Source organism: Mesorhizobium sp. WSM4976 (assembly GCF_029625685.1).
Lineage (GTDB): Bacteria > Pseudomonadota > Alphaproteobacteria > Rhizobiales > Rhizobiaceae > Mesorhizobium.
In genome coordinates, this window is record NZ_JARTVT010000003.1 from 52,501 (window position 1) to 64,404 (window position 11,904).

Annotated in this window: 8 protein-coding genes, 1 tRNA gene, 2 rRNA genes and 1 pseudogene (1 of these 12 only partly in view); 4 read left to right on the plus strand and 8 right to left on the minus strand. The window is 62.3% G+C overall.

Annotated elements, in window-relative coordinates:
- The 3 genes from P9272_RS04325 to P9272_RS04335 form a co-directional block, all read left to right on the plus strand.
- Positions 1-2,650: ribosomal RNA gene (locus P9272_RS04325) — 23S ribosomal RNA — on the plus strand (it extends 175 nt beyond the left edge of the window).
- Between the two features lie 205 nt (positions 2,651-2,855).
- Positions 2,856-2,970, plus strand: a 5S ribosomal RNA gene (gene rrf / locus P9272_RS04330).
- Between the two features lie 250 nt (positions 2,971-3,220).
- Positions 3,221-3,297 (plus strand) — tRNA-Met (locus tag P9272_RS04335).
- A gap of 418 nt (positions 3,298-3,715) precedes the next feature.
- On the opposite strand, the gene P9272_RS04340 is transcribed toward P9272_RS04335, so the two are convergent.
- From P9272_RS04340 to P9272_RS04355, 4 genes are all read right to left on the minus strand, one after another.
- Positions 3,716-5,071, minus strand: a complete 1,356-nt coding sequence (locus P9272_RS04340) for a glutamine synthetase family protein (protein WP_347404034.1) — start codon at positions 5,069-5,071, stop codon at positions 3,716-3,718.
- A gap of 224 nt (positions 5,072-5,295) precedes the next feature.
- Positions 5,296-5,994, minus strand: a complete 699-nt coding sequence (locus tag P9272_RS04345) for a GntR family transcriptional regulator (protein WP_278159286.1) — start codon at positions 5,992-5,994, stop codon at positions 5,296-5,298.
- A 157-nt stretch (positions 5,995-6,151) separates the two neighbouring features.
- Complete coding sequence (locus P9272_RS04350) at positions 6,152-6,934, minus strand: SDR family oxidoreductase (protein ID WP_128261209.1); 783 nt, start codon at positions 6,932-6,934, stop codon at positions 6,152-6,154.
- The gene (locus P9272_RS04355) at positions 6,931-7,119 is read right to left on the minus strand and encodes a hypothetical protein (protein WP_278159289.1); all 189 of its coding nucleotides are present in this window, start codon (positions 7,117-7,119) and stop codon (positions 6,931-6,933) included. The genes P9272_RS04350 and P9272_RS04355 overlap by 4 nt, the downstream gene beginning before the upstream one ends.
- A 42-nt stretch (positions 7,120-7,161) precedes the next feature.
- On the opposite strand from P9272_RS04355, the gene uxuA reads away from it, so the two are divergent.
- Positions 7,162-8,346: a mannonate dehydratase gene (gene uxuA / locus P9272_RS04360; protein WP_278159291.1), complete on the plus strand. Its 1,185-nt coding sequence runs from the start codon at positions 7,162-7,164 to the stop codon at positions 8,344-8,346.
- An 87-nt stretch (positions 8,347-8,433) separates the two neighbouring features.
- On the opposite strand, the gene atzF is transcribed toward uxuA, so the two are convergent.
- The 4 genes and pseudogenes from atzF to P9272_RS04380 all read right to left on the minus strand — a co-directional run.
- A complete protein-coding gene (gene atzF, locus P9272_RS04365; protein ID WP_278159293.1) occupies positions 8,434-10,245 on the minus strand; it encodes an allophanate hydrolase in 1,812 nt (603 codons plus the stop codon).
- Positions 10,242-10,592, minus strand: a complete 351-nt coding sequence (locus P9272_RS04370; protein WP_278159295.1) for a cupin domain-containing protein — start codon at positions 10,590-10,592, stop codon at positions 10,242-10,244. Before P9272_RS04370 ends, atzF begins: the two co-directional genes overlap by 4 nt.
- Complete coding sequence (locus P9272_RS04375; protein ID WP_278159297.1) at positions 10,585-11,253, minus strand: isochorismatase family cysteine hydrolase; 669 nt, start codon at positions 11,251-11,253, stop codon at positions 10,585-10,587. The genes P9272_RS04370 and P9272_RS04375 overlap by 8 nt, the downstream gene beginning before the upstream one ends.
- A pseudogene (locus P9272_RS04380) lies at positions 11,253-11,765 on the minus strand (ABC transporter ATP-binding protein); the annotation flags it as partial. The pseudogene P9272_RS04380 and the gene P9272_RS04375, both read right to left, overlap by 1 nt.
- Positions 11,766-11,904 lie beyond the last annotated feature (139 nt).

Consider the following 11,904-nt stretch of genomic DNA (forward strand, 5'->3'; position numbering starts at 1 on the left):
TTTGGGGTCGCGCGGTCTTGCCGCTGTGGTTTCCAAGTATCGCTAATAGGTAACTTATCCTGAATACATAGGGATAAAGTGGCGAACGCGGGGAACTGAAACATCTAAGTACCCGTAGGAAAGGACATCAACCGAGACTCCGGAAGTAGTGGCGAGCGAACCCGGACCAGGCCAGTGGCGATTGAGAGACAAGCGGAACCTTCTGGAAAGTAGGGCCATAGCGGGTGACAGCCCCGTACGCGTAATGCGATCAATCGTCCTCGAGTAAGGCGGGACACGTGAAATCCTGTCTGAAATTGGGAGGACCACCTTCCAAGCCTAAGTACTCGTGCATGACCGATAGCGAACTAGTACCGTGAGGGAAAGGTGAAAAGCACCCCGACAAGGGGAGTGAAAGAGTACCTGAAACCGATTGCCTACAAACAGTGGGAGCCCGCAAGGGTGACCACGTACCTTTTGTATAATGGGTCAGCGACTTAGTGTGACGAGCAAGCTTAAACCGGTAGGTGTAGGCGCAGCGAAAGCGAGTCTGAACAGGGCGTTCAGTTCGTCGCATTAGACCCGAAACCGAGTGATCTAGCCATGAGCAGGTTGAAGGTAAGGTAACACTTACTGGAGGACCGAACCCATAACTGTTGCAATAGTTCGGGATGACTTGTGGCTAGGGGTGAAAGGCCAATCAAACTCGGAAATAGCTGGTTCTCCGCGAAATCTATTTAGGTAGAGCGTCGACCGAATACCCCAGGGGGTAGAGCACTGGATGGGCTAGGGGTCCTCACCGGATTACCAAACCTAACCAAACTCCGAATACCTGGGAGTACTAGTCGGCAGACACACGGCGGGTGCTAACGTCCGTCGTGAAAAGGGAAACAACCCTGACCTACAGCTAAGGTCCCCAAGTTATGGCTAAGTGGGAAAGGATGTGAGGATCCCAAAACAACCAGGATGTTGGCTTAGAAGCAGCCATCATTTAAAGAAAGCGTAACAGCTCACTGGTCTAAATAAGGGTCTTTGCGCCGAAAATGTAACGGGGCTAAAGCCATACACCGAAGCTTAGGGTTCGTGAGCAATCACGAGCGGTAGCGGAGCGTTCTGTAAGCTGATGAAGCCGTACCCGTGAGGGGCGGTGGAGGTATCAGAAGTGCGAATGCTGACATGAGTAACGTAAGGGGAGTGAGAGACTCCCCCGCCGAAAGACCAAGGGTTCCTGCTTAAAGTTAATCTGAGCAGGGTTAGCCGGCCCCTAAGACGAGGCGGAAACGCGTAGTCGATGGGAACCACGTTAATATTCGTGGGCCTGGAGGTAGTGACGGATCACACAAGTTGTCCAATCTTATCGGATTGAACGGGCAGCGGAGTGGTTCCAGGAAATAGCTCCTCCTTATAGACCGTACCCGAAACCGACACTGGTGGTCAGGTAGAGTATACCAAGGCGCTTGAGAGAACTATGCTGAAGGAACTCGGCAAATTGCACGCGTAACTTCGGAAGAAGCGTGACCCTTTTTAGCGCAAGCTAGGGAGGGTGGCACAGACCAGGGGGTAGCGACTGTTTATCAAAAACACAGGGCTCTGCGAAGCCGCAAGGCGACGTATAGGGTCTGACGCCTGCCCGGTGCTGGAAGGTTAAGAGGAGGGGTGCAAGCTCTGAATCGAAGCCCCAGTAAACGGCGGCCGTAACTATAACGGTCCTAAGGTAGCGAAATTCCTTGTCGGGTAAGTTCCGACCTGCACGAATGGCGTAACGACTTCCCCGCTGTCTCCAGCATAGACTCAGTGAAATTGAATTCCCCGTGAAGATGCGGGGTTCCTGCGGTTAGACGGAAAGACCCCGTGCACCTTTACTATAGCTTTACATTGGCATTCGTAGTGGCATGTGTAGGATAGGTGGTAGGCTTTGAAGCCTGGGCGCCAGCTCAGGTGGAGCCACCCTTGAAATACCACCCTTATTACTATGGATGTCTAACCGCGGCCCGTTATCCGGGTCCGGGACAATGTATGGTGGGTAGTTTGACTGGGGCGGTCGCCTCCTAAAGAGTAACGGAGGCGCGCGATGGTGGGCTCAGAACGGTCGGAAATCGTTCGCTGAGTGCAATGGCATAAGCCTGCCTGACTGCGAGACTGACAAGTCGAGCAGAGACGAAAGTCGGTCATAGTGATCCGGTGGTCCCGCGTGGAAGGGCCATCGCTCAACGGATAAAAGGTACGCCGGGGATAACAGGCTGATGACCCCCAAGAGTCCATATCGACGGGGTTGTTTGGCACCTCGATGTCGACTCATCGCATCCTGGGGCTGGAGCAGGTCCCAAGGGTATGGCTGTTCGCCATTTAAAGCGGTACGTGAGTTGGGTTCAGAACGTCGTGAGACAGTTCGGTCCCTATCTGCCGTGGGTGTAGGAATATTGAAAGGATCTGTCCCTAGTACGAGAGGACCGGGATGGACGGATCTCTGGTGGACCTGTTGTGGCGCCAGCCGCATTGCAGGGTAGCTATATCCGGACGGGATAACCGCTGAAGGCATCTAAGCGGGAAACCCACCTTGAAACGAGTATTCCCTGAGAACCGTGGAAGACGACCACGTTGATAGGCCGGGTGTGGAAGAGCGGCAACGCTTGAAGCTTACCGGTACTAATAGTTCGATAGGCTTGATCGTTCTCATTACTCATATCCATCAGCGCTCACGCATGAGCGGCCCCTTCGGGGCCAAAGCTTAAGCGAGGGCGCCGGACGACCGGCGACGCGCAGTCGCGCTTGCGGGCATCGCCCGTCGGCAAAACGCAAATGTCGCCTTGGCACAGACGCGACGATCCCTCGGATCGCGCTTGAACAGCTTCTCGATTGAACATGCGTTTTGCCGACCTGGTGGTTATGGCGGAGCGGCTGCACCCGATCCCATTCCGAACTCGGCCGTGAAACGCTCCAGCGCTGATGGTACTTCGTCTCAAGACGCGGGAGAGTAGGTCGCTGCCAGGTCTGCAAAGCGCATGTTCAACTCTCATCTTCTCTCTACGATAACGGCCCGCCAAACGGGAGCCCGGGCCGCAAACGCGGCCCTTTCATTTGGTGAGCCACCTACCTATTTGTAGGCCTTCCTGTTCCTAGGCTCGGGCTTACGTCCAGGAATGCAAGCAAACGCTTGCTCGTAGTCGCAAGCAAACGCTTGCTCGTAGTCGCAAGCAAAACGCTTGCTCGTAGTCGCAAGCAAACGCTTGCTCGTAGGTGACGCGGGGTGGAGCAGCCCGGTAGCTCGTCAGGCTCATAACCTGAAGGTCACAGGTTCAAATCCTGTCCCCGCAACCAAAAAACGCCCGCCTCGCGCGGGCGTTTCGATATCCGCCTGACAGCCGCCGGATCATTATCCGCCTGACAGCCGCCGGATCATTGGAAAAGCTGGTACGAACACTCCCGCGAGCCCAAATCCGGGATTGTTCCTTGCGATCGGATGGTAAGGAACCGGTTTCATAGCAGTGCCGCTGCTTGGCGGCGGCACCTCATCGGGCTCATCATCGGCGGCGGCGTGACCCAGTTCGGCGTGCCGCCGATCATCCTGAACTTAACCACATCACGCCAGCCTTGCTGCCGGCCAGAAGCATTCGGGCGGGCTGTTCGCGGTCGGCGTCAAGGGCCTGACGCTGCCGGCGTTCACGGGGTAGCGCCTTCAATAGAGGCCACCGCTGCCGCCAGCGGCGTACTCGACGAGGCGCCCGGTTCGCCGATCTCAAACGCTCTCGAGATAGGTCTCGATTTCGAAGTCGCTGACATTCAGCGCGAACGTGTTCAATTCCTGGCGCTTGCACGCGACAAAAGCGTCGCGCAGCATCGTCGGAAAAATTTCGGCAACGCGCGGGCCGGCCTCGAAGGCGGCGATGGCCGACGCCCAGTCCGGCGGCAGCTTGGCGAGCGTGAGCCCCTGGCCCTCGCCGCCGGTCGGCTCGCCGGGCGAGAGCTGGCGCTCGATGCCGATCAACGCCGCGCCGAGGATTGCCGCCAGCACAAGATAGGGATTGGCGTCGGCGCCGGAGACGCGATGCTCGATGCGGCGCGCGGCCGACGGGCCGCCCGGAATGCGGATCGCCACCATGCGGTTCTCGTAACCCCAGGCGACGGCGGTCGGCGCATAGGATCTCGGCCGCAGCCGGCGGTAGGAATTGAAGTGGGGTGCGAACACCAGCGTGCTTTGCGCCATCGCTGCAAGCAGGCCGCCGACGGCATGGCGCATGGTGTCGGAGCCCTGGTCGGAGCCGTCGTCGAAGATGTTGCGGCCGTCCTTGTCGAGCACGCTGAAATGGACATGCAAACCATTGCCGGCGCGCTCGCCATAGGGTTTGGCCATGAAGCAGGCGGCGAAGCCATGCTTGCGGGCGATGCCCTTCACGGTGCGCTTGAACAGCACAGCGTCGTCCGCTGCGCGCAAGGCATCGGGCACGTGGTTCAAATTGATCTCAAACTGGCCGACGCCGTTCTCGGCAATCGCGGTGTCGACCGGAATGTCCTGCATGCGGCAGGCTTCGTAGATATCGTGAATGAAGGCTTCGAAATCGTCGACCTCGTCGATCGAGAGCGCCGCGTCGGAATCGAGGCGCCTGCCGGTGACCGGCGAGACGGGGCCGACAGGTCGCTGCGAGGTCGGATCGACGAGGTAGAATTCCAACTCGGTCGCGGTGACGGGCGTCAGGCCGAGCGCCGCGTAGCGGTCGAGGATGCGGGCGAGCGCGCGGCGCGGATCGCCGAGATAGGGAGCGCCGCTGTCGTCCGCCAGCCAGAGCGGCAGAAGCGCGGTCGGATGGGCCGTCCAGTTGACCGGCAATATGCCGCGTCCGGTCCAGTGGCAAAGCCCGTCGGCGTCGCCGGTCGAGAACACCTGGGCGTTGCCTTCGATGTCCTCGCCCCATATATCGAGGCCGATGGCAGAATAGGGCATGCGCAGCTTGCCTTCGAGCGCCTTGCGCGCCTGCTCGACCGGAATGCGCTTGCCACGCATGATGCCGTTCAGGTCGCACACCGCGGCCCTCAGGCTCTGGATGTCCTTCCTTCTTTCAAGCCAGTTCAAAACGTACGCGATCGCATGCTCAATTTCCAGCCCCTTTTTAGGTGCTGTAGCCCTTGCAGGCTACGATATCCAATTTTCAGCTTGTGAGTTTATGAAGGCCGTATCGGCTGGCGCCGAATGGCTTTTCTTCATTTTTTCAATCCACTAGCTGGGATATCGGGAGGCATTTTCAGGTCCGTTTCCGCGATCTGCGATCGCAACATAGCGGTGTGGCCGGCGAAAGCCAAGCCGGATTCGGCGTCCATTGCCTAGTGGCGCAGTTCGGGGAATTTCACTTGGCCGAGGATATGCATGGCGCCCTCGTCGATGTCGCGCACGATCGCCCGACGCGCCCGCTCGCCGTCGCCGGTCTCGATCGCCGCCACGACCTCCTCATGATAGTCGATCCCCAAAATGCCGGCGAGATCATCCTCGAAGCCGATATGCAGGTTCCGCAGGAAAGGCCCAACCTGCATCCACACCGTCTCGATGAGGAAGATCATCTGCTCGTTGCCGCAATGGCGGTAGATCGAGAATTTGAAGTCGTGGTTCTTGCGCAGATAGTTTTCGATCCCGCCATTGCGGGCAGCCTCAGTGAGCTCGGCGCAGTGGCGCCGGATCGCGCGCAGATTGTTGCCGTTGATGCGTTTTGTCGCAAGCTCGGTCGCCGTGCCCTCCAGGATGGTGCGCACCGCGGTCAATTGCGAGAAGCGATCGGCGGAAATCAGAGGCACCTCGACGCTGCCGTTCGGCATCGGGCTCAGTGCCCTCAGCGCCTGCAGCCGGGTGAAGGCGCTGCGCACCGGCATGTCGCTGGTGCCGAGCTCCTTGGCAAGCTTGCGCGAGGTCAGCTTCTGGCCAGGCTGCAACTGTCCGGACATAAGGGCCCGAACGAGCTCCAGATAGACTTTCTCATGCAGGGGAACGGTATCGACAGCGGTCAGTCCGATTCGCGATTTGTCGGCCATTGGCTATGCGTTACTTCGTTCGCTCTGAAATCTGCTTCGTCGCTCTATTCGCCGGGATAGTTTCCGATGGCGTTGGAAGACCCACGATAGACGGTTAACGCGCGCCGCCGCAAGGGAGCGCGTCCGTCTCCCCAACCGCCTCATTGCGACTGCGGCGTTATCGAACCCCGATGCCCGCCAGAAGGCCGCCGTCTATCCTGTAGTCGGCCCCGGTGCAAAAGCTTGCCTTGGACGAGCACAGGAACGCGATCAGTTCCGCCACTTCCTCCGGCTCGCCGATGCGCCCGAGCGGGTGCGCTTCGCCGAAGCGTTTGAAGGCAGCTTCGACATCGGCATTGGGATCGTCGGCGCGGGCGGCGCGTTCGAGGATCGGGGTGCGGATGGATCCCGGACTGACGGAGTTCACGCGGATGCCTTTTCGGGCATAATCGAGCGCCAGCGAGCGCGTCAGCGTGTGGATGGCGCCCTTGGTGGTGGCGTAGGCCGCGACATTCTCCTGGCAAGCGGTGCCTTGCACCGAGGCAACGTTGACGATGGCACCGCCGCCGCGCTTGATCATTTCGGGTATGCCGAAACGGGCGGTGAGGTAGATCGACCCGACATTGACCGACATCGCCCGGCTCCAGGTCTCGAAATCCGTCGTTGTCGCCGTGCCGTAAGGATGCACGGCGGCCGAATTGACGATGACGTCCAGCCCGCCGAATTTCTCGACGCCAGCGGCGACCGCCCTCTCCACCTGGTCCGGTACAGCAACATCCGTGGCGAGCACGAGCGCGGCGGCGCCCGCGCGGTTGAGCTCGGCCTGCAGCATCGCGTTGGCGGCCTGGTCGATGCCCAGCGCGATGATCGCGGCGCCGCCCTCGGCAAGACGGCGCGCGGTTGCCTCGGCGATGCCGGTCGTTCCCGTCACCAGGGCGACCTTGCCGTCGAAATCGTTCATGGACAAAACTCCTGCAATGTTGGACGGAAGCGCCAGTCGGTGGTTCGCAGCAGCGCCGAAATCACCTGAATTGACGGCCATTGTGATCCGACAATATGGTCGATCGCAACCACGCTGAAGCGCTCGCGCTGAAACGGATTCGGTCGACGCGGCTTTACGTCCTTGTTTTGATGCATGGCGACCATCAGAACCGACGTGTATGAAAACGAATGCTTTGAGAGGAAGTCATGGAACAATGCTGGCGTTGGTACGGCCCGAACGATACGGTCACGCTCGATCATATCAAGCAGGCCGGGGCAACAGGCATCGTGACGGCGCTGCACAACCTCTATGACGGCAGCGCCTGGCCGCTCGACGCCATTCTCGAACGCAAGCGCATCATCGAGGCCGCGGGCCTGGCATGGTCGGTGGTCGAAAGCATTCCGGTCCACAACTCGATCAAGACCGGAACGCCGGAACGGCAGCGTTACGCCGGCTGGTACAAGGATACGATCCGGGCGCTGGCCAAGGCCGGCATCTCGACGATCTGCTACAATTTCATGCCGGTGGTGGACTGGACGCGCACCGATCTGATGTACCGGCTGCCGACCACCGGTTACGCGCTGCGTTTCGATGCACTCGATTTCGCCGCCTATGATGTGTTCGTGCTGAAGCGGCCGAATGCCGAGGCGAGCTACAGTCCGGCGCGCCTCAAGGAGGCAGAAGCGCGGCTCAAGACCTTGAGCAACGACGACATCGACAGGATAGAACGCAACCTGATCGCCGGCCTGCCGGCTACAGAGCGCACCTACAATCGCGAGACGATGCGCGATGCCCTTGCCGACTATGCCGCGATCGGTCCCGCCGAACTGCGTGCCAACCTCGCCTGGTTCCTGAAGGAGATCATCCCGGCGGCCGAGGAAGTCGGGGCGCGCATGTGCATCCATCCCGATGATCCGCCCTTCTCGCTCTACGGCTTGCCGCGCGTGGTTTCCACCGCCGACGACGCGCGCTTCATCGTGAGGGCGGTCGACAGTCCGTCGAACGGGCTGACCTTCTGCACCGGCTCCTACGGCGTGCGCGCCGACAACGACCTGGTCGCGATGATCGAGGAGTTCGGACCGAGGATCCATTTCGCGCATCTGCGCAACGTCACGCGCGAAGAGGACGGCTCGTTCTACGAGGCCGAGCATCTGGATGGCTCGACCGACATGGCCGAAGTCATCCTGGCGCTGATGAAGGAAGAGGCGCGCCGGCGCAAGGAAGGGCGGTCCGACTGGCGCATCCCGATGCGGCCGGACCATGGCCATCTGCTTGCCGACGATATCGGCAAAACCAAGATCAATCCCGGCTATTCGCTGATCGGCAGGCTGAAAGGTCTTGCCGAGCTGCGCGGCATCATGCGCGCCGTGGAGCGGTTCGAGCTGACCTGATCGGACGCCGGAGCGTTTGACATGGCGGCCTGATCCGATGAGCTCGCCGCTGAGCCGGGCCGCCGCTCAGTTGTTGGGAACGCTCTCCTATCGGCGTTGACTCCCGCTCGTCCTGGTGACGTAGCTGCGCCAGCCGCCATAGGCCGAGATGTCTGTCGCCGCCAAGAGGCCGGCAGTCTCGGCCAGGAAACCCTTCGGCGAGGTGCCGTCGTCGAGCTCGATGGTGCCGATGCCGAGCGGCGCCGGGATGGCGGCGACGAAACGGCCGAAGGCGTCGGCGCAAAGGCGCCAGACCTCGATCTCGATGGCGCTGCCGCCATTGCCGACCCGGACAAGGCCTGGCTTGGGCGGGGTGTGGCCGGCGAGCTCATAGAGCTTGTAGGAAGGCGCCGTCCGCGCCGACCTGCTGAAGCTTGCGCCGGCCTCCTTCAATTGGCCGTTGAGCGGCATTCCCGAAAGATGCGCGCCGACCACCACCAGCTCGATCGTGCCGTCATCGGCTGGCGCGCCGACAGGCTGCGCGCTCGACTGCCGCCATCCGGTCGCGCCGAGAGTGAGCCCGCTCGCCGCATGGAGATCTCGCGCCACCGCCGCGATGAAGCCGTCGCGTCCGGCGGCCGCAAGCAGGGTAACGCTCATAGGCAGGCCATCGTCGCGTGTGCCGGCGGGCACGGCTATGCCGCACATGTCGAGCAGATTGACGAAATTGGTATAGGTGCCGAGCCGGCTGTTGATGGCGATCGGATCGGCAAGCACGGCATCGACTGTATAGTGGGTCGGCGCGGTCGGCACGCAGAAGAGGTCGACGGAGGCAATCACCGGCGCGAGCCGCGCCTTGTAGGCCTGCAAGGCATAGAGCCCGCGGAAAGCGTCGGCGGCCGAAAGGTTCTTGGCGCCACCGATGATCCTGCGCGTCACCGGATGGAGGGCTGCTTCATTCGCCTCGAAGAAATCGCGGATCGCCGCATAGCGTTCCGCTACCCAGGCGCCTTCGTAGAGAAGGTCGGCGGTGACGTAGAAGTTGCCGAACGGGATTTCGACGAGCCGTGCGCCGAGCGTCTCCAGGGCGGCGAGAGCTGCCTCGAAGCCGGCCTGCATCGACGCATCGCCGAAGAATTTCAAATCGGCCTTTGCCGGGATGCCGACGGTCAGCACCGGTGGGCGGGCGGCGAGGGGCTGGACGGCGACCGCGCGCGAATAGGGATCGGCGGCATCATGCGCCGCAGCGACCGAAAACACCGCATAGGCGTCATCGACCGTCAGCGCGAAGACCGAGACGCAGTCGAGCGTCCGGCAGGCCGGCACGACGCCGGTCGTGGACAGCGCACCCACCGTCGGCTTCAGGCCGACGATGTTGTTGAGGCCGGCCGGAATGCGTCCCGAACCGGCGGTGTCGGTGCCGAGCGCGAAGGAAACGATGGCGCGCGCCGTCGCCACCGCCGAGCCGGAGGAGGAGCCACCCGGCACCAGTTTCGGATCGATCGCATTTCTTGGGATCGGCCACGGCGTGCGCACGCCGACAAGGCCGGTGGCGAACTGGTCGAGATTAGTCTTGCCGACGACAAAAGCGCCCGCGGCCTTGAGCCTCGCTACAACCGTCGCGTCTTTGTCCGGCGTATAGGCAAATTCGGCGCAGGCCGCCGTGGTCGGCATGCCGGCGACGTCGATATTGTCCTTGACAGCGAAGGGGATGCCCCAGAGCGGCTTGGCCACAGGGTCGAACGGTCCGAGAGTTTCGGCTTCGGCCAGCATCGCGGCTTTCGTCGCAAGATGGATGAAGATGCCGGAGTCGGCCGCTGCCGCGATGCGGGAGAGAACCGTGTCGATGACCTCGGCAACGCTGGCGCCGGCCTGGTAGGCCGCGTGCAGGCTGCCGATGTCGAAGCGGATGTCGTTCATTTCGTTTCCCCCAGAATGATCACCGGCAGGTCCCACTGGATCAGCACGACACATCCGTCCTTTGTCCACACCGAATGCTCGGTGCCGACCGGATTGAGGATCACGCTTCCCGCTGAATAGTCGCCGTTCTCGTCGCTCTGCGTGCCGTCCAGCACGACGATGGTTTCCAGCCCGGCATGGCGGTGGCGCGGCACGCCGGCGCCCGGCTGATATTTGAGGATAGCGACCGACGGTTCGACCGGGCCGCCCTTGAGCAGCCAGTGCGCGGTGACTCCGTCGCGGAAAGGCTCGAACGCCAGATCGCGCCAGCCACCGTCGACGAGGCCGGCAAAGGCAAGATTAGGCATTCGCAATTCCCTCAAGCACCTGGTCGGTGGTCGCCGTCCAGCCGACGATCGCGCCTTGCGCCCGGATCATGGCGAGCGCCGACGCCTTGAATTCGGGGAAGTAGCTTTCCGTCGCATCCTCGGCGACCAGGCATTCGTAGCCGCGGTCGTTGGCCTCGCGCATTGTCGTCTGCACGCAGACTTCGGTCGTCACGCCGGCGAACACCAGTTGCTGCGCGCCGATACGTTTCAGGTCATCGCCGAGGCCGGTCGCGTAGAAGGCGCCCTTGCCAGGCTTCTTGATGACGATCTCGCCGGGCAAGGGAGCGAGATCGTCGAGGATCGCGGTGCCGGGCTCGCCGGCGATCAGCACGCGGCCCATCGGGCCGACATCGCCGATGCGGATCGAGGGATTGCCGCGGTCGCGCTTGGCGGGAGGGAGGTCTGAAAGGTCGGGCCTGTGGCACTCCATGGTGTGGATCACCGGGAGGCCAGCGGCGCGAAAGCCCTCGATCAGCCGCTTCACCGTCGGCACGATCGCTGTGACCCGGCTGACGTCGTTGCCGAGACTCGCTCCGAACCCGCCCGGCTCGGCAAAGTCGCGCTGCATGTCGATGACGATGAGCGCCGTCGTCTCGGGCCTGAAGGCAAAGGCGAAGGGCTGCGCTGCGATTTCCGCCATCAGTGATGCCCCGACATGTGCTCGCCGATCGTTTGCACGCTCGCCTGCGCAATCGGCGTCTCATAGACCAGCGCGCCGTCGGACATGACGAGAATGCGGTCGGAGAGTTCCAGCAGCTCGTCCAGGTCTTCCGACATCAGCAGCACCGCGGCTCCGGCGTTGCGCGCCTTCATGATGCGGGCACGGATCTCGGCGACGGCGGAGAAATCGAGGCCGAAGCAGGGGTTGGAGACGATCAGCAGGTCGACCTCGCCGGTGAGTTCGCGGGCGAGCACGGCGCGCTGCACATTGCCGCCCGACAGCGAAGCGATCGGCGAAGACAGCGATGCCGTCTTGACCTTGAACTGCTCGACCAAGCGGGCGCTGAAAGCCTTGATGGCGCCGGCGCTGATCCAGCTCACCGGCCTGCCCTTGCCGTCCACGTCGAAGGTGCGGAAGGCGATGTTCTCGGCGACCGTCATCCTCGGCGCACAGGCATTCTTCAGCGGCTCCTCCGGGATGAGCCGGACATTGAGCGCGCGCGCCTCGGCGCGGGGGGGGGGGGGGGGGGGGGCGGCCCGCGCCCCCCCCCCCCCCCCGGGGGGGGGGGGGCGCGCCCCCCCCCGCCGCGAGCCGCGAGGGGCGGGGGGGGGGGTGGGGGGGGGGGGGGGG